This is a genomic window from Amphritea atlantica (assembly GCA_024397875.1).
GTDB lineage: Bacteria > Pseudomonadota > Gammaproteobacteria > Pseudomonadales > Balneatricaceae > Amphritea > Amphritea atlantica_B.
Genome location: CP073344.1, coordinates 2823685 through 2843940, shown reverse-complemented (window position 1 = coordinate 2843940; position 20256 = coordinate 2823685). Strand labels below are relative to the sequence as shown.

Annotated in this window: 21 protein-coding genes; 17 read left to right on the top strand and 4 right to left on the bottom strand. The window is 49.3% G+C overall.

The window, feature by feature from the left end:
* Positions 1-69: 69 nt before the first annotated feature.
* A complete protein-coding gene (locus KDX31_13065; GenBank protein UTW02285.1) occupies positions 70-1119 on the bottom strand; it encodes a hypothetical protein in 1050 nt (349 codons plus the stop codon).
* A gap of 704 nt (positions 1120-1823) precedes the next feature.
* On the opposite strand from KDX31_13065, the gene KDX31_13060 reads away from it, so the two are divergent.
* The 17 genes from KDX31_13060 to KDX31_12980 all read left to right on the top strand — a co-directional run bounded on the left by KDX31_13060 (position 1824) and on the right by KDX31_12980 (position 17564).
* Positions 1824-2642 (top strand): alpha/beta fold hydrolase, encoded by an 819-nt coding sequence (locus tag KDX31_13060; GenBank protein ID UTW02284.1) that lies wholly within the window; start codon positions 1824-1826, stop codon positions 2640-2642.
* Positions 2643-2688: 46 nt separating this feature from the next.
* A complete protein-coding gene (locus KDX31_13055) occupies positions 2689-2973 on the top strand; it encodes a hypothetical protein (GenBank protein UTW02283.1) in 285 nt (94 codons plus the stop codon).
* A 5-nt stretch (positions 2974-2978) separates the two neighbouring features.
* The gene (locus KDX31_13050; protein UTW02282.1) at positions 2979-3821 is read left to right on the top strand and encodes a protocatechuate 3,4-dioxygenase; all 843 of its coding nucleotides are present in this window, start codon (positions 2979-2981) and stop codon (positions 3819-3821) included.
* Between the two features lie 5 nt (positions 3822-3826).
* The gene (locus tag KDX31_13045) at positions 3827-4165 is read left to right on the top strand and encodes a non-heme iron oxygenase ferredoxin subunit (GenBank protein UTW02281.1); all 339 of its coding nucleotides are present in this window, start codon (positions 3827-3829) and stop codon (positions 4163-4165) included.
* Positions 4166-4176: 11 nt separating this feature from the next.
* Positions 4177-5526 (top strand): Rieske 2Fe-2S domain-containing protein, encoded by a 1350-nt coding sequence (locus KDX31_13040; GenBank protein UTW02280.1) that lies wholly within the window; start codon positions 4177-4179, stop codon positions 5524-5526.
* The gene (locus KDX31_13035) at positions 5523-6062 is read left to right on the top strand and encodes a 3-phenylpropionate/cinnamic acid dioxygenase subunit beta (GenBank protein ID UTW02279.1); all 540 of its coding nucleotides are present in this window, start codon (positions 5523-5525) and stop codon (positions 6060-6062) included. The genes KDX31_13040 and KDX31_13035 overlap by 4 nt, the downstream gene beginning before the upstream one ends.
* A gap of 7 nt (positions 6063-6069) precedes the next feature.
* Positions 6070-6852, top strand: coding sequence for a 3-(cis-5,6-dihydroxycyclohexa-1,3-dien-1-yl)propanoate dehydrogenase (gene hcaB, locus KDX31_13030; GenBank protein UTW02278.1), 783 nt, complete (start codon positions 6070-6072; stop codon positions 6850-6852).
* Positions 6849-7805 carry a nitronate monooxygenase gene (locus KDX31_13025; GenBank protein UTW02277.1) on the top strand — a complete coding sequence of 319 codons (957 nt, stop codon included), beginning with the start codon at positions 6849-6851 and terminating at the stop codon, positions 7803-7805. The genes hcaB and KDX31_13025 overlap by 4 nt, the downstream gene beginning before the upstream one ends.
* Positions 7802-8584: a 2-keto-4-pentenoate hydratase gene (locus KDX31_13020; GenBank protein ID UTW02276.1), complete on the top strand. Its 783-nt coding sequence runs from the start codon at positions 7802-7804 to the stop codon at positions 8582-8584. Before KDX31_13025 ends, KDX31_13020 begins: the two co-directional genes overlap by 4 nt.
* A 55-nt stretch (positions 8585-8639) precedes the next feature.
* Entirely contained in the window at positions 8640-10469 is a 1830-nt protein-coding gene (locus KDX31_13015; GenBank protein UTW02275.1) for a feruloyl-CoA synthase, read from the top strand.
* Between the two features lie 15 nt (positions 10470-10484).
* A complete protein-coding gene (locus KDX31_13010; protein UTW02274.1) occupies positions 10485-11396 on the top strand; it encodes an acetaldehyde dehydrogenase (acetylating) in 912 nt (303 codons plus the stop codon).
* A 15-nt stretch (positions 11397-11411) separates the two neighbouring features.
* Positions 11412-12455 (top strand): 4-hydroxy-2-oxovalerate aldolase, encoded by a 1044-nt coding sequence (dmpG, locus tag KDX31_13005; GenBank protein UTW02273.1) that lies wholly within the window; start codon positions 11412-11414, stop codon positions 12453-12455.
* On the top strand, positions 12455-13450 hold the full coding sequence (locus KDX31_13000; protein ID UTW02272.1) for a 2Fe-2S iron-sulfur cluster binding domain-containing protein: 996 nt from the start codon (positions 12455-12457) through the stop codon (positions 13448-13450). Before dmpG ends, KDX31_13000 begins: the two co-directional genes overlap by 1 nt.
* Before the next feature lie 180 nt (positions 13451-13630).
* Positions 13631-14662: a TRAP transporter substrate-binding protein gene (locus tag KDX31_12995; GenBank protein ID UTW02271.1), complete on the top strand. Its 1032-nt coding sequence runs from the start codon at positions 13631-13633 to the stop codon at positions 14660-14662.
* A gap of 83 nt (positions 14663-14745) precedes the next feature.
* On the top strand, positions 14746-15219 hold the full coding sequence (locus KDX31_12990; GenBank protein ID UTW02270.1) for a TRAP transporter small permease: 474 nt from the start codon (positions 14746-14748) through the stop codon (positions 15217-15219).
* An 18-nt stretch (positions 15220-15237) separates the two neighbouring features.
* Entirely contained in the window at positions 15238-16509 is a 1272-nt protein-coding gene (locus KDX31_12985) for a TRAP transporter large permease (protein UTW05391.1), read from the top strand.
* A 113-nt stretch (positions 16510-16622) separates the two neighbouring features.
* On the top strand, positions 16623-17564 hold the full coding sequence (locus tag KDX31_12980; GenBank protein ID UTW02269.1) for an AraC family transcriptional regulator: 942 nt from the start codon (positions 16623-16625) through the stop codon (positions 17562-17564).
* Between the two features lie 34 nt (positions 17565-17598).
* Here KDX31_12980 and KDX31_12975 read toward each other — a convergent pair whose 3' ends face one another.
* The 3 genes from KDX31_12975 to KDX31_12965 all read right to left on the bottom strand — a co-directional run bounded on the left by KDX31_12975 (position 17599) and on the right by KDX31_12965 (position 20254).
* The gene (locus KDX31_12975; GenBank protein ID UTW02268.1) at positions 17599-18201 is read right to left on the bottom strand and encodes a TetR/AcrR family transcriptional regulator; all 603 of its coding nucleotides are present in this window, start codon (positions 18199-18201) and stop codon (positions 17599-17601) included.
* A gap of 220 nt (positions 18202-18421) precedes the next feature.
* Positions 18422-18904, bottom strand: coding sequence for a universal stress protein (locus KDX31_12970; protein UTW02267.1), 483 nt, complete (start codon positions 18902-18904; stop codon positions 18422-18424).
* A gap of 21 nt (positions 18905-18925) precedes the next feature.
* Positions 18926-20254: a TRAP transporter large permease gene (locus tag KDX31_12965; GenBank protein ID UTW02266.1), complete on the bottom strand. Its 1329-nt coding sequence runs from the start codon at positions 20252-20254 to the stop codon at positions 18926-18928.
* Positions 20255-20256 lie beyond the last annotated feature (2 nt).

The window sequence follows — 20256 nt, the reverse complement described above, 5'->3', positions numbered from 1 at the left end:
AGGAAAGGGATACCGGTGAAGGGGTCCAGTATCTCTCTCCAGGTGTACCTGTTCTAAGTGTTGATGAGCTTAGAACTTGTACATTGCCATCACTTCAACCTGTTGTCCGGCTGGGCGCAGAGGGTGGTTTGCCTGATCCTGATCACGCCACTCGATACCAAAATCAAGACCTGGCAGGTAAGTATAGATCAGAGTTGCAGTGGTTTCGTAAGCCGAAGTATCCGCTGCATCGTCCACTTCTACCTTACCGTAACGCAACGTGCCGTTGAGGTTTTCGGTCAGGTTCTGAGTAACGCCCAGGTTGAAACCGGTCTGAGAAATCAGGTCGCCTGAAGCATCGATATCACAGGTCGCGGTTTTGGTAGGATTCCACATACCGCCAACACAAACGCCAGAGTATGGGCCGGCGCCTTTACCGGTGAATGCACCTGCAAACAGGGCGCCATTACCTACCGCCAGTTTACCCAGCAGAGAAATCGTTGCACCAATTTCAGAATCGTCGACAGAAGTTGTCTGAACTTCACGGGCAGTTACTGCAACATTGTAAGCACTGCCGGATTTAAAACGATTGGAATAGGAGGCTACCAGGTCAGGCATAGAGGCATTATCGTACAGCGGATCCTGCGCAGTGAAGCGGAAGCCGTTGGTGGTGTAGTGAACCACGGTAGAAGGACGAACAGTACCGCCGTTGCCGCCAATGGTACCAAATCCAGGTCCGAAGAAGTTGATCATCCGCGCATCGAAGGGGGCAGTGGCAAAGAACTGGCCGTTCCATGTCTGACCAATGGTCAGATTATCAATGCTGATGAAAGCATGGCGCAGACGCAGTGCTGCACTGGTGCTGTAGCTGGTTTGGTATTCCCAGAAATCGGACTCAATAAAGCCGGAGACTTTATGGCCTTCGATCTCTTTGCTGGCTTTGAGGTTGAAACGTGACTGACGGGTTGTGGTTTCAAGAGTATTCTCGCCGCTATCTGGCATGCCCCAGATAGCCTCAGCTTTTAAATATCCGCCAACACTGAAAGTAGTGCCTTTAAACTCGCCCAGTTCTACTGCGCTAACAAATGTGGATGCAGTTGCGGCAAGCACTGCAATACTTAGTTTATTAAGTTTATTCATCAAAAGTGAGCCTCTTTATTATTATATAAGTGAGGTTTTATGATCTCATAACGCTAGAAATGTAATATCTTAATACTGCAGATGTGTGTACATATACTGCAAAGATCCGTGTGCAGTTAGAGCAACTCAGATAATTAACTTTAGTTGTGTTTCTAACTCGTTATTACGAATGTTGAAAACGCAATCTGACTAGCCGCTTTCTGTGCTTCAATAACACCATCACTAATTTTTTGCTAGAAGTTACATCACCTGGATCTCTATCTGTAACTGTTTTGTTACTGGACGTTTGCTCACGTTCCTCTTAGTTACCTGGCCGCATCAGTTGAGTTGTAAGTTTGGTCATTAGTCAATCCTGGATTTCACCACTACTTGCATGACGCGCTCGATCTGATTGACGATCAGTTGTTACAAACAATTGTTCATTTTTTAGGCAGTAAGTTCTGATGGGGCAAGATTTGTCTTTAAAATAAAAAAGATACATGCATGTATCTTTTTATTTGTTTTTGTTGGTTTTATTTTATTTTATATCGCTCTGTAAATCATTGTGGATTTGTATATAGCATTTAAAATCAATAGGTTAGGTTTGTTTCTGCTGTGCGCTCTGTAGGGGTTTTTGTAAGATACAGAAGTGTATTTTTTGTTGACAAGTCAGAATATGTCGTTAGTATTCAGCATACAGTTATGTATGTTTGAGGTGCGGCATTGTGAAAGAGAACGATCGTAAGTTTATTCAGGCAGCGGATCATAAGACGGGTTACTACCGGGCAGGATCTGGTAACCCACTGGTTCTGTTGCATGGTTCGGGTCCGGGCGTTTCCGGATGGACTAACTGGGGAGGGCTGATTGATGAGCTGTCGGCTGATTACGATGTCATTGTTCCTGATATTGCCGGTTTTGGTTTTACAGAGTTTAAAGAGGGAACCGAATACGATATTAAGTTCTGGACCAACCACCTGGTTAAGTTCCTCGATGCCATCGGTGTCGACAGGGTATCGCTGGTGGGCAACTCTTTTGGTGGTGCCGTCGGTATCGGTCTGGCGCTGTTTAATCCCGAGCGTCTGGATAAGCTGGTGCTTCTGGGGACTCCTGCGGGAACCTTCGAGCAGACTAAAGGGTTGGCAGGGGCCTGGTTGTATGAGCCATCCCTTGACAATATGCGGGCGCTAATGGAGCTGTTTCCCTATAACAAATCACTTATTACAGACGAGTTAGTCCAGAGCCGCTATGAAGCCAGTGCCCGGCCTGGCGCTCAGGGGGCGTTGCGTACGCTTCTGCCAAAACCCGAAGAGGAGGGCATCACTATGGTGAAAGCGTTCCCGGTTAAGGCGATTCAGCATATTACTGCGCCGACACTGGTTCTGCATGGCAGAGAAGATCATGTGGTCCCTCTGCAGTGTGGTCATACCCTGGTTGAGAACATCCCTAATGCCGATCTGTTTGTCTTTGGGCAATGCGGCCACTGGGTTCAGACCGAGCAGCGCGAAAAATTCCTCGCCTGTGTCCGTAACTTTGTCAGCAACTAGAAATTAAGACGCAACATAAGAAGCAACAGCGAGGCTCAGAATAAAAATGAAAAGAGATGTGCTGGAACGCGTTCTCTGGAGTCTGTCGGTTGACAGGTTCTCAAAAGAGAAATTTAAAGAAAATCCCGAAAAGTACCTCAGCCGTTTTCCGCTGGATGCTGATGATGTCGAGATGATTCTCAGTTTTGATGTGAAGAAACTGCAGGAGGTCGGTGTCAGCTCGCTGCTGACCATGGGTTACTGGATTGAGATGTCGCCCGACAAAAGCATGGTGACTTACAACAAAAAGCTCGGGTCTGCGAGCAGCTATTCGGCATCGATAAAGGGGTAATAAAGATGGCAAAAATTGTAGGCGGTTTTTTAGTACCGCACGACCCTATCATGTTTGTTGCACCAAACGCCCCTGACAAAAGTGTCGCGGAAAAGGCCTGGGGAGCATATGAAACCTGCGCTCAGACACTTGCTGCGATGGATGTCTCAACAGTGATTATTGTGGGCAATGATCACTACATGCTGTTTGGCACGACCTGTCTGCCGAAATACTGTATTGGTACCGGCCATGTTGAAGGTCCGATTGACCGTCTGCCAGGGCTTAACAAAGCACTGGTCAATAACAACGAAGCGCTGGCCAGCTTTATTGCCACTGATGGCGCAGAACAGGGATTTGACTGGGCTGTGGCCCGTTCATTTACGACCGATCATGCGTTCTCCATTCCTTATCAGTTGATTGTTCAGCGCGCTGAAGCGATCAGCGGTCGTGAAATCAAAGCGATTCCAGTCTATCTGGGCAGTGCGGTGGATCCGTTTATCTCAATGAAACGTTCCCGTGAACTGGGCGAGCAGATTGCTGCGTCTGTTAGTCGTTTTGACAGTGATGAGAAAGTCGCGGTAATCGGGAGTGGCGGTATCAGTCACTGGGTGGGTGTTAAAGAGTCGGGCAAGGTAAACCCTGAGTTTGACCAGCAGATCATTAACCTCTGTTGTAACCGGGATCTGGATCAGATGATCGAACTCTCCGATGAGCAGATTCTGGAGCAGGGCGGTAATGGCGCGATGGAGCTGCGTAACTTTGTGTGTGCCATGGCAGCCGTTGGTGCCGGCACGGTATCACTGATTGAGTACCAGCCGGTGCCTGAATGGGTAACGGGTCTTGGATTTATGGAACTGAGAGCGAGTTGAGTCCCATGGAAAAAGTATATCTGTGTAAAGCCACTGACCTGGAAGCAAATCAGGTTAAGAAAATTGAAAATAATAAGTTTGGCGATATCGCTGTGTATAACCTGGGCGGCCAGTTCTATGCGACCGCTGACCTGTGCACCCATGCAACGGCTTCCCTGGCGGAAGGCGACATTGAGGATGACATGATTGTCTGTCCTGTGCACTGGGGAATGTTCCATATTCCGAGCGGTGAAGCGCAGGGCTTTCCCTGTGAAACTGATTTGCAAACATATCCTGTCGAAGTTGTGGGTGATGAGGTTTTTGCAGTCATTGAAGTCAATGAAAACATTATTGCTAAAGCTTAAAGGTACTTGATATGAGCAACTTGATAAAAACGATAGATACGACAGATTGTTTGGAAGGCCTTGAGTCTGTATGTGATATTGAAGGTGGCCGTATTTCCGGTGAAATTTTCTACGATCAGAAGATCTATGAACAGGAACTGGAAAAAGTCTTTGCCCGCTGCTGGCTGTTTGTCGGACACGAGTCTCAAATTAAAAAAACCGGCGACTATATCACCACCACCATGGGTGAAGATGAAGTTATCGTTATTCGTCAGAAAAGTGGCGGTGTTAAGGTACTGTTGAATGCCTGTCCACACCGGGGTAACAAAGTCTGCTTCTCTGAGTCTGGTTCCACCCGTGGCTTTATCTGTAACTACCATGGCTGGTCTTTCAATGTTGAGGGTAATCTGATTGGTCAGCATGAATCAGGTATCTATGAAGACAGTAACTTTGATAAGTCGAAGTGGGGTCTGAAAGAGGTAGCTAAAGTGTCTTCATACAAGGGGCTGATTTTCGCTACATTCGATCCGGAAAGTCCAACCCTTGAAGAGTATCTGGGGCCGATGACCTGGTACCTTGATTCACTGTTTGATAATCAGGAGGGTGGCACTGAGTTTGTGGGCGGTTGCATTCGCTCTACCTATGAGTGTAACTGGAAAATAGCAGCGGAAAACTTTGTCGGCGATATTCTTCACGCAGGCTGGACTCATGATTCTGCTGCACGGGCTATGCTGGGTGGTTCTGTTGCGAAGGTGAGTGATTTTGACGAATCCTACTCCGTTAACTGGAACGGCCACGGTTATGAATTTGCTCTGGATACCGTGGGTAATGTCGCCGTATTAGGGGATACTCAGTTAAATAAGTATCTGCATACCATTAAGCCATCAGTGGCTGAGCGACTGGGTGATTTCCGTTCCAATATGATCGGTTCGGTTTCCTCCTGCACCATCTTCCCTAACTTCTCATTCCTCGCGGGCCAGAACACGGTACGTATATGGCAGCCCCGTGGTCCTAACAAAATCGAGCTCTTTACCTGGGTGGTGGTGAATAAAAGTGCGCCTCAGGACATTAAAGACAGGTGGCGTAAAGGTGCAATGATGACCTTCTCTCCTACCGGTGTGTTTGAGATGGACGATGGTGAAAACTGGGAATACTGCACTAAGACGGCGAAAGGTAAAGTGACCGCCAAACAGGATCTCTTTATTGGTCTGGGGATGGATACCTATCTGGAAGACACCGATCTTCCCGCTAATGTCTATAAAGGTCAGCTGAATGAAGCCAACTCGCGGGCATTCTATCAGCGCTGGCAGGATCTGCTGCAATCAAAGAGTTGGGCTGAAGTACCGAATCGTAATAAAGGTAAAGCGGAGGTGGAGAAATGAACAGCAAAGAACAACAGCTGACTCCGGTTTCAATGGAGATGCATCACAAGGTTAGCGGTTTCCTGAATATGGAATACCGTTTACTGGATGAAGAACGCTTTACCGAATGGTTAGCACTGATGGCCGATGATATTCATTACTGGATGCCGGGTATTGAAAACCGTCGCAGAGAGAATCTGTTGAGCGAAGGTTTTTATGATCCTGACCACATGGCGTTTTTTGATGACAATATGACCGATCTGAGTCGCCGGGTTGCCCGCTTTGCTCAGCCATCAGCCTGGGCTGAAAATCCAGCCACCCGAAATGTTCATACCTTGTCAAATATTGAAGTGTTTGAGGGTGAGTCCGAATCAGAGTTGCTGGTCTATTCAGTATTCCAGAGTGTGCGTAGCCGTGGACATGATGAGGAGTACGTTATCTTTGGGCGTCGCCGTGACCTTTTGGTGAAAAGCGGAGACAGTTTCAAGATTCGTAAGCGTCTGATTCTGATGCCTAATGCGACGCTGAGTTGCAAGAATATCAATACTTTCCTGTGAGGGATTTATGACGATTCTGAAAGACAAAGTCGCGTTTATCTCTGGTGGTGCTGAGGGCATCGGCCGGGCCGTTGTAGAGCGGTTCATCAGGGAGGGCGCTAAAGTAGCGGTACTGGACCTGAATCAGGAAAAGCTTGGTCAGCTGCAGGCGCGCTATCCGGATGAAATCTGTTCAGTTTGCGGTGATGTCACCAACTACAGCGATAACCACAAACTGGTGGAGTTGGCGGTTGAACGTTTTGGTAAACTCGATATCTTTGTTGGTAATGCTGCGTTATTCGACTTTTTTGCGCCGCTTTCCCGTATTGCTCCAGAGAAGCTTGAGGCCAATTTCAACAAGCTATTTCAGGTCAATGTTCTGGGGTATATGAACGGTGTGAAAGCCGCGATGGATCAGCTTAAGCAGAACCATGGCTGCATCGTGTTGACTGTTTCTAATTCTGGTTTTTACCCCGGTGGCGGTGGTGTGTTGTACGTGGCATCCAAGCATGCGGTGGTTGGCCTGATTAAACAGCTTGCCTATGAGCTTGCACCAGAGATCCGTGTAAACGGTGTCTCTCCCGGTGCGACTGATACCGAGATGAAGTCGGTCGAAGGTATCTCAAGTAAGGCCCGGCCGCTGAATCATATCCCTGGTTTTAATGAAAATGCTGCTAATGCAGTACCGTTAAAAAAGATTGCAAGTCCTGAGGATCACGCCTCCCTTTATGTCCTCCTGGCTTCAAATGAACAGTCCCCGATGACCACAGGAACTGTTATTCACAGTGATGGAGGTTGGATAGCCCGATGAGTACACAACAAGAAAAAGAGCTGTTTAGTAGCCTGAAACTGCCGCTTATAGTGGCGCCGATGTTTCTGGTTTCATCACCTGAACTGGCAATAGCAAGCTCGAAGAGTGGCGTGATTGGCAGCTTACCTGCAGCCAATGCCCGGACAGTTGAAACCCTGAATGAATGGATGGCTCAGGTGCATGGTGAGCTGAATAGCCAGTCACTGCCCTGGTTATTCAATATGATTGTTCACTCCTCCTATGATCGTTTTGATGCTGAAATTGAACTGGTGCGAAAATATCAGCCAGCAATCGTGTCAACCGCGCTGGGATCGCCGAAGCGGGTGATGGAGGTGGTCAAATCCTACGGTGGTAAAGTCTATGCCGACGTTATTACACCGAGTATGGCAAAGAAATCAGTCGATGCCGGTGTTGATGGCCTGATTCTCGTTACTCAGGGGGCTGGGGGGCATACGGGGCGTTACAATCCACTCGCCTTTATCGCTGAAGTACGCCAGTTCTGGGATGGGCCGCTGGGGATTGCCGGCTGCATATCCCATGGTTCTGATGTCGCAGCTATGCTGGTGGCGGGTGCAGACTTTGTTGCCAGTGGTACCCGTTACATCGCAGCAACTGAAAGCTTTGCCAGTGATGAGTACAAGCAGATGCTGGTGGATACCGATATTGAAGGTGTTGTGGAAACCAAAGCGGTGAGCGGTGTTCTGGCAAACTGGATGCAGGCAAGCCTGGATAAAGCCGGTATCGATCCTAATGCCAGCAACGATGCCAAAATCGATTTCTCCGGCAATATTTCGACAGCCAATAAAGCCTGGAAGGATGTCTGGTCTGCGGGGCAGGGGGTTGGTAGTACCAGGGCTGTTGTGAGCGCCGCCGGGATTACTGAGACCTTTTACAGTGAGTTTACGGATGCGCTGAAGCGGTCTCAGGCGATTGCAGGCAGGTATCTGGCATGAGTAATGATCAGTGCAGGGCGGTTGCCGAATCCATTATTCAGGGGCGCAAAGCGGCAACAGCAATTGGCCCTATATCCACTGATTTTCCGCAGCTAACCATCGATGACGCCTATCAGATTCAGTCGGTTGTTAATCAGCACCGGCTCGATGAAGGCGGCCGAGTCGTCGGCTACAAGATCGGTCTCACCTCTGAAGCGGTGCAGCAACAGCTGGGCGTCGATCAGCCCGATTACGGTGTGCTGTTCTCTGATATGGAGGTGTTAAGTGGTCAGCCGGTTGATTGCAGTGGCCTGATCGCGCCCAAAGCCGAGGGTGAAATTGGCTTCTGCTTTAAAGAGGATCTGGATAAAGAAAATCTGACCTTTATGGAGTTGTTGTCCGCGATCGACTACTTTTTCCCGGTGATCGAGATTGTTGATTCGGTGGTTGCGGACTGGAAGATCGGTATCGTCGATACCATTGCTGACAATGCCTCTTCAGCTCTGTATATGCCAGGGAAACGTTTCTTTTCACCGAAGGGTGTGGACTTTGAAGCACTGGAGGTGGCGATTCATTCCAATAATGAATGCGTTGCCAGCGGACGGGGATCAGCTTGTCTGGGGAGCCCGCTGCTATCGGCTTATTGGCTGGCAAAAAAGCTGATAGAACTCAGAACACCCATACGCAAAGGTCAGATCGTTCTGTCGGGCGCTCTGGCGCCGATGGTTAATCTGATACCTGGAAAACAATATTCCTTCAGCTTTGAAGGGCTGGATGAGATTAATCTGATCGCGGAATGATAACTGGATAGTTAAGTAACTTAACAATTATAAAAAATATAAAAGAAGGTTTGTTATGGGTGCCGATATTTTTTCTCAGATGCCGAAAACATCTGTTGATATGCAGGTGAGTGAAGACGGCTCATTTATTATTCAGTCGAATACACCATTAGAAAATTATGAACGTTGTGTGGGGGACTGGCTGGAGACCTGGGCAGAAAAACGCCCGGATCAGGTTGTTCTCGCTGAGCGCCAGGGTGATGGTTGGCGAACACTGACTTACCGCCAGTTCCGCTATCAGGTTCATAGTATTGCACAGGGGATGATTAACCTTGGGCTGGTTGGCAAAGGGCCACTGGTTATTCTGTCTGGAAACTCAGTTGATCATGCACTGATGATGATGGCAGCGATGCATATCGGTATCCCTGTGACGTCGGTATCCGTTGCCTACTCGCTGGTGGCGAAAACCTATGAGCAGCTTCACAGCACGATTGAACGACTCAGACCCTGTGCGGTTTATGCCGAAAACGAGGCGGCGTTTGCACCGGCTATCCAGGGGTGTGAACAGATTAAACTGTTTATCTCCTCGCAAAAGTCGGATGCCGGTTCTGATGCGATTACGCTTCAGTCACTGATTGAAACGCCGGCAACGGAAGCGGTGTCAGCGCTGTTTCAGACACTGGATGGTGATACCCACGCCAAGTATATGCTGACATCGGGTTCGACCGGAAAGCCAAAAATTGCGGTCGTCACCCAGCGAATGATGTGTTCCAACCAGCAGATGATTGCGCAGTATTACCCGTTTATTGAACAGGAAGCTCCGCGAATTCTGGATTGGCTCCCCTGGAGTCACACCTTTGGTTCTAACCACAACTTTAATCTGGTGCTGCGCAACGGCGGTTCGCTGTATATCGATAATGGCAAACCGGTGCCAAACCTGATTGGAGAAACGCTGAAAAACATCAAAGAGATAAAGCCGAACCTCTACTTCAATGTGCCTAAAGGCTATGAAGTGTTGGTGGAGCATCTGCAGCAGGATGAAGAGCTTAAAAAGACCTTCTTCTCCAATATCAACATGCTGTTTTACGCGGCGGCAGCGCTGGCGCCTTCGGTTTGGGATGATCTTAAACGGATGGCGGAAGAGGTGGGGCATGATGTGTTCTTCACCACTGAGTGGGGCGCGACTGAAACGGCTCCCGCGATTACTAATGTTCATTGGCGACTGGATAAGCCGGGCAACATCGGTGTGCCTTTTCCCGGCGTACAGATTCGCTTTGTACCCAATGGCTCCAAGCTGGAGATGCGCATTAAAGGTCCGATTGTATTTGAACAGTACCTCAATGACCCTGAAGCCACCCATGCAGCCTTTGATGAGCTGGGCTTCTACTGCATCGGTGATGCCGGCAAGTTGAAAAACAGTGAAAACCCATCGGAAGGCATTCTGTTTGATGGGCGTGTTTCTGAAGACTTCAAACTCAGTACGGGTACCTGGGTGTGTGTGGCTTCAATCCGTTCGCGGATGTACCAGAACTTCGGCGACCTGGTTTCAGATGGTGTGGTGGCAGGGCATAACCAGGATTATCTGAGCCTGATGGTGATTCCCGGGCCGAAAATGCGTCAATTGGCGGGTGATACCGAAGGGCGGATGAGTGGTCATGAGCTGTTTGCCGTTGCCGAAGTTAGAGCGGCTTTACAAGCATCTCTTGAGCGGATGTCATCCTCTTCTAAAGGCTCTTCCCAGAAAGTGTGCAAGTTACTGGTGTTGGATGAGTTGCCTCATCTGGAGCTTGGGGAGATTACCGATAAGGGCAGTCTGAATCAGCGAAAAATGCTGGAAAACCGAAGTGACTCGGTTGATGAAATCTATAAAAGCAGTTCGTCTGAATTAGTTCTTAGCATTATTTAGTGGGTGGTGTGAGCGATGAGTAAGAAACTTAAAGCAGTGATTATCGGGCCGGGCAATATCGGCACCGATTTGCTGATGAAGATGCAACGGTCCGAATGGATCGAGCCGGTGTGGATGGTGGGGATCGATCCCGAATCCGATGGCCTCAAACGCGCCCGGGAGATGGGCATTAAAACCACCTCTGACGGTGTCGATGGTCTGCTGCCGCACGTGATCGAAGACGATATCCGTATCGCCTTCGATGCCACTTCTGCCTATGTGCATGCCGAGAACAGCCGCAAGCTGAATGAGCTGGGGGTGATCATGATCGATCTGACCCCGGCGGCGATCGGTCCCTTCTGTGTGCCCCCGGTGAATCTGCGGGCCCATGCGCAGAACCTGGAGATGAACGTCAATATGGTCACCTGCGGTGGTCAGGCCACCATCCCTATGGTGGCAGCCGTGTCTCAGGTGCAGCCGGTAGAGTACGGCGAGATTATCGCTACGGTGTCCTCAAAATCTGCCGGTCCCGGCACCCGTAAAAATATCGATGAGTTTACCCGCACCACCGCCGGTGCTGTTGAGAAAGTGGGCGGTGCGAAAAAAGGTAAAGCGATCATCATTATCAACCCGGCTGAGCCACCTTTGATGATGCGCGACACCGTGCACTGCCTGACTGAGGGCGAGCCTGATCAGGCGGCGATTACCGCCTCCGTTCACGCCATGGTCAAAGAGGTGCAGAAATATGTGCCCGGCTACCACCTGGTAAACGGCCCGGTATTTGATGGCAACCGGGTCTCCATGTTTATGGAGGTGGAAGGTCTGGGGGATTACCTGCCCAAATATGCCGGAAACCTGGACATTATGACCGCAGCCGGTCTGCGCACCGCCGAGATGTTTGCCGAAGAAGCAACCAACGGCACCATTACCCTGCCAGCACGCGGCTAAGTGGAGGAACGAGCGATGAATTTGAAAGGTAAAAAAGTAGTCCTCCACGACATGAGCCTGCGGGACGGTATGCACGCCAAACGTCACCAGATCTCACTGGAGCAGATGGTCGCTGTGGCGACAGGTCTGGATGAAGCGGGTATGCCGCTGATCGAGGTCACCCACGGTGACGGTCTGGGGGGCACCTCGGTGAACTACGGCTTCCCGGCCCACAGCGATGAAGAGTATCTCGGTGCGGTCATTCCGAAACTGAAAAACGCCAAAGTCTCCGCACTGCTGTTGCCCGGGATCGGCACGGTCGATCACCTGCGCATGGCGAAAGACTTAGGGGTCAACACGATTCGTGTGGCCAGCCACTGCACCGAAGCGGATGTCACCGAGCAGCATATCGGTCTGGCGGCCAAATTAGAGATGGATACCGTGGGCTTTCTGATGATGGCGCATATGGCCAGCCCGGAGAAGATTCTGGAGCAGGCACGGCTGATGGTCTCTTACGGCGCGAACTGCATCTACTGCACCGACTCGGCCGGTTACATGCTGCCGGATGAGGTGACTGAAAAGATCGGTCTGTTGCGGGCCGAGCTGGACCCGTCTATCGAGATCGGTTTTCACGGCCATCACAACATGGGGATGGCCGTGGCCAACTCCCTGGCGGCGATCGATGCCGGCGCCGGCCGTATCGATGGTTCGGTGGCGGGCTTAGGCGCCGGTGCCGGTAACACGCCACTGGAAGTGCTGGTGGCCACGCTGGTGCGGATGGAAGCGGATCACGGTATCGATCTGTACAAGATTATGGATGTCGCGGAAGACCTGGTCGTACCGATGATGGATCAGCCGATCCGGGTCGATCGCGATGCACTGACGCTGGGTTTTGCCGGGGTCTACTCCTCGTTCCTGCTGTTTGCCAAACGGGCGGAAGCGAAGTACGGCATTCAGGCACGTGATCTGTTAGTAGAGCTGGGCCGTCGTGGCACCGTCGGCGGACAGGAAGATATGATTGAAGACCTGGCACTGACTATGTTTAAAGAAAAGCAGGCGAAAGAGAAGGGGTTAATCTGATGGGTATTACAGTGCAGATTGAACCGGTGGATAAGTCATTCACGGCGGAGGCGTCTCAAACCGTACTTGAGGCTGCATTTAAAGCGGGTATAACGCTAAAACATAGCTGCCGGGATGGGCAGTGTGGCGAGTGTCGTACCCCTATACTATCGGGTGCAGTTAGCTATAAAAATCCCGAAGCTATAAAACTGGAACCGAGTGATTTTGAGGGCAGAACCGGGCTGATGTGTGTCGGGCATGCAACTGCAGACCTGGTTATTGAAGCGCCAGAGGTGACCGGGCTGGAAGGTATCAGTGTGCAGAAGTGTGCCGGTCGCACCCTGGTTAAAGAGCCTGTTTCTGATGATGTAGCCGTGCTGAAAATAGCGCCGGCACCCGGCATTAGCTTTGCGTTTAAGCCGGGCCAGTATCTGGATCTGACGATCAAAGGCTGCGATCCCCGAAGTTATTCAATGGCTAACCTGGATTCAGAGGGGGCCGTTGAACTACATGTCCGGAAGATGCCCGGCGGAGCTGTTAGTCGGATTATTGTTGATGAGCTCAAACCTAAAGCGATTGTCACTATCGAAGGCCCTTTCGGAACCTTCTATGTGAGGGATTCTGACAGGCCGATAGTGATGATTGCCAGCGGCACAGGTTTTGCGCCGGTTAAATCTATGATGCAGGGGCTGATTACCAGCGGTAACACCCGTCCGGTGGCTCTCTACTGGGGTGGACGCTGTAAGCAGGATCTTTACATGGATGAGCTTTGTCATCAGTGGGCTGAAGAGAATAGCTGGTTTTCCTACACGCCGGTTTTATCTGAAAGTACGGGTGAAGGCTGGGTCGGGCGAAGCGGTTTTGTCCATCAGGCGGTAGTCGATGATATGCCTGACCTGTCTGCTTATGAAGTTTATGTCTGTGGTGCACCGATTGTGGTTTCTTCTGCAAAACGTGATTGTGTTGAACGCTGTAGATTAAACCCGGATCACTTCTTTAGTGATGCTTTTGCTTGAGGTTAAAATCTTCAGGCATACATTAGTGAATCTTTATTAATATGAATCAATTTAATACAAATATCTGATTTATAGGTAATTTATCGTAAAATTTTATTTTATTACGATATAGACATACAGTTGTGTATTGTGAAATAATTTTTATGTTCCATTTAATCATAATAAAACCGAGGAACGGCTATGCTACTTAAGAAAACCTTTATCGGAGCCGCACTGATCTGTGCATCACTGAGTTCCGCCACGATTGCTCAGGCAGGTGAGACCCTTACTTTACGTTACAATCAGTGGTTTCCACCGACTCACTGGTCACAGGTTGACGGCCTGTTGAAATTCTTTAAGCAGGTTGAAGAGGCAACTGATGGACGGGTGAAAATCCGGCCTTCTGCAAAACCACTGGCACCACCTACCCGAAATTATCAGGCCGTCATCAATGGTGTGGCTGATGTGGCCTGGGGGCCGCATGGTTATACACCGGGTGCATTCCCATTGAGTGAAATGGTTGAATTTCCATTTGATAACCTTGACGCCGAGAAAAGTTCTAAGGCGTACTGGCGTACATTCAATAAATATTTTAAGCCAAGCGGGATGCACGATGATGTCGTTACGCTGGCCGTACATGTTACCTCCGGAGGCAATCTGCATACCAAAGATACAGCGATTAAGAGCGCTGAAGATATGAGCGGGTTGAAGATCCGGGTTCAGACCCCGGTTGTCTCCAGTGCGCTTAAAGAGATGAATGTTATTCCCATCTCCGGTTCTCTGGTTGAACTGCGTGAATTTCTTTCCCGTGGTGTTATCGATGGTACGGCGCTGTCCGATGAGCTGCTAACCGGCTTTAAAGTCGATAAGTACATCAACCATGTGACTCAGATCCCAGGTGGTCTCTATTCAAACTCTGCGTTCATTATTATGAATCAGGAAAAGTGGGACATGATCAGTGCAACGGATCAGGCCGCTATTATGGATCTGGCCGGTGAGAAACTCTCAGCCAGGATGGGTAAGCTCTGGGATGAGAACGATGTTAAAGGCAGGGCTACTTTGAAAGCGCGTCTGGGAGCTGAGTACCGGGTTGCGTCTCCAGAGTTGATTAGCTCTTTGAAGACGGTGTTTGCTCCCGCCCGTGACAGCTGGGTAAAAAGTGCTGCGAGCAAAGGTGTCGATGGACAGCAGGCGATGGCTTATTACAAGGCTGAACTTGAAGCGATGAAATGAAGTTACGTCGCCTCCCTCGCCAGAGCTGAGTCAAACTCATAAATCCGTTCTTGCTGGGAGGCGGCCTACAAGAGTATGCCGTTATGCCTTTATCCATTCTTAAAGTGCTGGAAGTTATCTGTTCAAAGATTGCTATTGTTGCAGCCTTATTGATGGCGTTGGTGATCTTTGTCGATGTCGTCGGTCGAACCCTTTTCGATAGCCCGCTTGGCTTCTCTTATGAAGTGGTCTCGATCTCATTAGCGATTATGTTTTATTCGGGTTTATATCATGTCCACAAAACCAAAGGACACATCACTATCGACTTGCTGGATAAGTTCTATGTCGGGACGGTTGGCAAAGTTGTGTTCTGGTTTGTCTACCTGATTGAGTGTGTTTTTTATACCACGCTGGTTATTACGCTGTTTATGCAGGTGGAGGAGTCCTACAAATTTGGTGATGTTTTCCTGTTTCTGGGTGTTATGAAATGGAAGGTGTTACTGGTGGTAAGTATCTTTGCCCTGATTGCCTGGGTAAGCCTGTTTGTGTCTGCACCTAAACGAAATTCCGATTTCTAGGACTCTGTTATGATTATTATGATCACATTTGTGGTGCTGTTTGCGCTGCTGTTTTTACGTGTGCCCATTGCGGTGGCTACCGGCTCTGTTGGGGTGTTAGGGCTGGCATATTATCAGGGTTGGGGGGCTGCATTGAGTCAGTTGGGCAGCATCGCGTCTGAAACCGTTATTTCTTATGAATTTGCGGTTATCCCGCTGTTTATTCTGATGGGTAATATTGTTGCGAAATCGGGGTTGGCAGAGGAGCTTTATGCCGCGACTTACGCTCTGATAGGCCATATGCGGGGCGGCCTTGCTATCACCACCATCGGTGCCTGTGGCGGTTTCAGTACATTCTGTGGATCAAGCTTTGCGACCGCTGCGACCATGTCAAAAATCGCTTATCCTTCAATGATTCGTTATGGCTACAATCAGGAGGTGGCAACCGGGGTTATCGCGGCAGGTGGAACCCTGGGTATATTAATCCCCCCGTCTATTGCACTGGTTTTCTACGGGATTATTACCGAAACAGATATTGGTCAGTTGTTTGTTGCAGGTGTTATTCCTGGTTTGATTGGCATTGTAATGTACTGTCTTGCGATCATCATTATCTCGTACCTGAAGCCGGGTAGTTGTCCTTCAGGGGAAAAGGCTACTTTTAAAGAGCGATTTGCAGCGATACGTCAATTGTGGGCGTTCACTATGCTGGTTGCGATTGTTTTAGGGGGGATCTATTTTGGTTTTTTCTCGCCGACCGAGTCAGCAGCTGTCGGCGTTGTCGGGGCGATCTTCCTGACATTTCTGCGTGGAAAATTTGATCTGAAGCGTATGCGGGATGCTCTGGAGGATAGTGCTGTTACCTCTGTTTCGCTTATCGCGATTCTGATCGGTTCGCTGATATTCGCTAATCTGGTCAACGTGTCTAATTTCCCTTATGACGTAGTGGACTGGATTGACAGTCTGGGCCTGGGGTTACTGGGAGTCTTGCTTGTCATTATTGCGATATATCTACTGTTAGGCGCGGTGCTTGAATCGATCTCTATGCTGCTGCTGACAGTGCCAGTGTTCTATCCGATAGTTGCGAGTATGGGGATGGATCTGATTTGGTTTGGCATCGTTGTGGTGGTGGCCACTGAGATCAGTCTGATAAGCCCACCGGTTGGCCTGAACTGTTTTGTGCTGAAGTCGGTGCTACCCAATGTAGAGTTGAAGACAATCTTTAAAGGGGTGTTCCCCTTTGTGATCGCGGATCTGTTCCGGCTGCTATTGATTGTACTGGTGCCCTCTATCTCCCTGATGTTAGTCCAGTAGACAGATATCAGAATGCCCTTGTTGTCGTTAGTTCAAGGGCTCTTTATCAACGATGAATTGCATCATTCAGTACCAAAAGACTCCGACTAAAAAAATAAATTGTGGAGGTAAGTATGGCTGTCATGAGCGGCTATTCCAACAATGATTTTTTGCAACAGGATCCGCTGTTCACTTTGGAAACAGTGACTAATATAAAGCGGTTAAAAACTCCCCGGGCCTTGTTACCGCCATCCCGGCGGCTAATGGAAACCTCACTGGGTGATATTCAGGTGTGTGTGGATCTCTATGATCATCATATTGATATCTCACAACCCGATAGTCCGGAATGTTTTCAGCTGATGCTTGTTCTGAAGGGGAGTGTGCGGTTGCGGTTAAAAGAAGCAGTGCTATCACTTGGTTGTGGGGATGTTTGCCTGATCAATACCGCGCAAACTATAAATACGGTTGTATCGGCTGATAGTCAGGTGGCAACCATCAGAATGCCTGTTAAAACGCTCATAGAGGATGCGGTGCACCTCGGGTATCATCTGCTAGTCTCGGGGCTGGTGTTTAAGCCGCAGGTGTTTAAGCTGGCGCAGCTGGCAGCTTTGAAACATCAGATTCTTTCATTGCTGGATGCCGGGTCTGACCGGACCCCTGATGAGTTAAAGATTCAGTATCGGCGTTTTTTTTCATGTCTGCTGCTACAGCGGTTCGAAAATAACGGTAATCAGTTTTATAAAGTGACCACTTGCGAAAACCCGAGGATCGAGAAGATTCGTCGCTGGGTGATCGCTGATCCCCGTAAAGAGTATAAGCCTTTAGATCTGGCGGCTTATATCAATGTTAGTGAACGATCTCTGTATCACCTTTTTAAAAAGGAATATGGGTTAAGTCCCCGAGTCTATATCTGCAATATAAAACTCGAATGTATCTACCGCGAGTTGATGGATCTGGGCAATTCAAAAAATATTACTCAGATAGCGCTCGAGTATGGTTTCAATAATCTTGGCCGATTTTCAAAGGTGTATCGTGACTATTTTGGCGAATCACCCTCGGAAACCAACAGAAAGTAGCGAACAAAATAGCCCTGTTCCTTCCCAGTGCTGATTACTCTGGCTGGTTCTTTCGCTTTGGACACTTCATTAAGGGGCAGTTGTCAGAGAGAAACTCTGCCAGACGACGGGACATCTCACGACGCTCTTCGAACTTGTTATCAAAGTGGATCAGTGACATCGCCACAATATATGAGTACACAAGGTTTGCCAGATCCTCAGCCCGGTCGGATGTGTGGCCAAGGTTTGTAAAAATACTGTTGATGAAAGATAGACGATATTTGTCAACTTCCTCGACCGCAGAGCGTGCCAGTTTGTCGCGGCGAGCCCAGGCCCGGATAGAGATCTCGACAGATGCACCCTCGAAGGATCTTTTGCCTGTGATGGGCAGGTTCATCAGGGTGGTTATCTGTTCAACGGGGTCGTTACTGCCACTTTGAATACGGGCAATAACGGCCTCTGTTGCCCTCAGGCGCCACTTGTCGAGAATCGAAACTAACAGGTCATTTCTACTGGTAAAATGATGATAAAAACTACCGCGGGTTATCTTAAGCTGTTTGGCCAATTTATCGACACGAACCTGATCAATACCACTGGTGGCTAACACCTGTGTTGCGGCATTAATCCATTCTTCGCGGGATAATTTTTGTGTAGTCATTTATTTACGGTAGCTCGCTTGCAGGATCAAAGTCACTGGTAAAGTAGCAACTGCAGTATGTGCGGTCAACATATTCCGGCGTAATTAACAGGGGTTTTCTTGCTCTCTTTTCTGTCGTTTATTTGATGCTGAAATAAAAATAAAATCAAGCAGTTATGCAGAATCGGATACGATAAAAGAACAGTGCTGTTCTGAACATAAAGTTAAGTCATTTAATCTTTTATATAGGCACGGTAAGTACCGGACGTTTTGAATGATGGATCACCTTATTGGCGGTCGATCCCAGAAAAAACTGTCCGACAGAACTGTGAGTTCTGCATCCCATGACGATAACATCGGCGTCAATTTCCTCTGCAACACTGAGAATTGTTTTCCAGGGCTGGCCCTCTTCTACACGGGCGGTGACCTGATCCGCTGAAAGCTGATCATGCTGTTCCAGCTCTGACGCATAAAACTGCTCCAGCCGCTGCTGCATTTTCTGCTTGAGATTGGCAATGCTCTGATCATGCAGTTCGTTAAGATCATGGTCGTTCATGAGTGTTCTGACCATGTTTTGGGCACTGGCGCTGAGCGGTTCAATAACATGCAGATAGGTGATCTCTGAATGGTAATGACCGCACAGGCTGACGGCTGACCGAAACGCCGGACGTGAACCTTTCTCGATATCCGACGCATAAAGAATTTTTTTAACCTGAGGTAACATCGATCTCTCCTTATACTCCGGTTAGCGATAGAGTAGCTGTGGCAGAATCAGTGAAATTGGCGCAATCAGTGTAATCAGGAGCAGCCGGACAATATCTGCACACCAGAAGGGGGTGACCCCTTTAAAGATGGTGCTGGCTTTAACATCCCTGAGTACGGCACTGAGTACGAATACATTCATTCCCACGGGGGGGGTGATCAGACTGATCTCGGTGACAACCACCACCACAATGCCGAACCAGACCAGGTCAAACCCGAGGCTCTGTACCAGCGGAAAGAAGATCGGTACGGTCAGCAGCATCATCGATAAACTTTCAAACACCATACCCAGCACAATATAGATCGCAAGAATCAGAAATATCACCGTCATCGGGGAGACATCGACGCTCTGTACCAATACCAGCAGGTCGCCTGGTAATCCTGCCCGGTTGATAAAGTTTGAAAAGATCAGTGCACCAATCAGGACCCCGAATAGCATCGCTGAAGTACGTGCGGTATCGGTCAGAATATCAAACAGGCTGGCCAGGGTCAGAGAGCGACGGTATAGCGCAATGATAAAAGCGCCGCCAGCTCCGATGCCTGCCGCTTCAGTCGGGGTGAATACACCGAGATAGATGCCGCCCATCACAACAGTGAACAGGATCAGCACGCCCCATACGCCGTGCAGTGCCTGAATACGTTCCGGCCAGCTGAGTCGTTCGCCACAGGGGCCATCTTCTGGATTGCGCCAAACGGCGAAACGTACCGCGCCAAGATAGAGCAGAATGCCGATAAGACCAGGAATAAAGCCTGCGGCAAACAGTTCCCTGATACTGGTTTCAGTGAGCAGACCATAGATAACCAGAATAACGCTGGGAGGGATCAGAATGCCCAGGGTGCCACCTGCAGCAATTGAGGCGGTTGCAAGTGAGTCGGCATAGCCATATTTACGCATCGGTGGCATGGCTACTTTAGCCATCGTGGCTGAGGTGGCCAGACTGGAACCACAGATAGCAGAAAAGCCACCGCACGCTACAACTGTGGCCATCGACAGGCCGCCCTGCATATGGCCGAGAAACGCATTTGAGGCACGGTATAGCTGATGGGACAGACCCGACTTAGTGACCAGGTTTCCCATCAGAATAAACAGGGGGATGACAGATAGACTGTATTCCTGTGAAGTATCTATAACCCGCTTGGAGGCCATTGAAAGGGCTCCGTTCCAGCGGAAGTCTGCAAACGTATCAAAACTCAGCCCCTGCAGATAGGCAAAACCGAAGAATCCAACGATACCCATCGCAAAGGCGATGGGTATCCGGGCGATAACAATCAAAGTCAGAAGAATGGCAAAGCCAGTGAGGGCTACAATCATGT

Coding starts and splice junctions, on each gene's coding strand:
- KDX31_13065 (UTW02285.1), bottom strand. CDS start 1,119: ATGAATAAACTTAATAAACTAAGTATTGCAGTGCTTGCCGCAACTGCA.
- KDX31_13055 (UTW02283.1), top strand. CDS start 2,689: ATGAAAAGAGATGTGCTGGAACGCGTTCTCTGGAGTCTGTCGGTTGAC.
- KDX31_13050 (UTW02282.1), top strand. CDS start 2,979: ATGGCAAAAATTGTAGGCGGTTTTTTAGTACCGCACGACCCTATCATG.
- KDX31_13045 (UTW02281.1), top strand. CDS start 3,827: ATGGAAAAAGTATATCTGTGTAAAGCCACTGACCTGGAAGCAAATCAG.
- KDX31_13040 (UTW02280.1), top strand. CDS start 4,177: ATGAGCAACTTGATAAAAACGATAGATACGACAGATTGTTTGGAAGGC.
- KDX31_13035 (UTW02279.1), top strand. CDS start 5,523: ATGAACAGCAAAGAACAACAGCTGACTCCGGTTTCAATGGAGATGCAT.
- hcaB (UTW02278.1), top strand. CDS start 6,070: ATGACGATTCTGAAAGACAAAGTCGCGTTTATCTCTGGTGGTGCTGAG.
- KDX31_13025 (UTW02277.1), top strand. CDS start 6,849: ATGAGTACACAACAAGAAAAAGAGCTGTTTAGTAGCCTGAAACTGCCG.
- KDX31_13020 (UTW02276.1), top strand. CDS start 7,802: ATGAGTAATGATCAGTGCAGGGCGGTTGCCGAATCCATTATTCAGGGG.
- KDX31_13015 (UTW02275.1), top strand. CDS start 8,640: ATGGGTGCCGATATTTTTTCTCAGATGCCGAAAACATCTGTTGATATG.
- KDX31_13010 (UTW02274.1), top strand. CDS start 10,485: ATGAGTAAGAAACTTAAAGCAGTGATTATCGGGCCGGGCAATATCGGC.
- dmpG (UTW02273.1), top strand. CDS start 11,412: ATGAATTTGAAAGGTAAAAAAGTAGTCCTCCACGACATGAGCCTGCGG.
- KDX31_13000 (UTW02272.1), top strand. CDS start 12,455: ATGGGTATTACAGTGCAGATTGAACCGGTGGATAAGTCATTCACGGCG.
- KDX31_12995 (UTW02271.1), top strand. CDS start 13,631: ATGCTACTTAAGAAAACCTTTATCGGAGCCGCACTGATCTGTGCATCA.
- KDX31_12990 (UTW02270.1), top strand. CDS start 14,746: ATGCCTTTATCCATTCTTAAAGTGCTGGAAGTTATCTGTTCAAAGATT.
- KDX31_12985 (UTW05391.1), top strand. CDS start 15,238: ATGATCACATTTGTGGTGCTGTTTGCGCTGCTGTTTTTACGTGTGCCC.
- KDX31_12980 (UTW02269.1), top strand. CDS start 16,623: ATGGCTGTCATGAGCGGCTATTCCAACAATGATTTTTTGCAACAGGAT.
- KDX31_12975 (UTW02268.1), bottom strand. CDS start 18,201: ATGACTACACAAAAATTATCCCGCGAAGAATGGATTAATGCCGCAACA.
- KDX31_12970 (UTW02267.1), bottom strand. CDS start 18,904: ATGTTACCTCAGGTTAAAAAAATTCTTTATGCGTCGGATATCGAGAAA.
- KDX31_12965 (UTW02266.1), bottom strand. CDS start 20,254: ATGATTGTAGCCCTCACTGGCTTTGCCATTCTTCTGACTTTGATTGTT.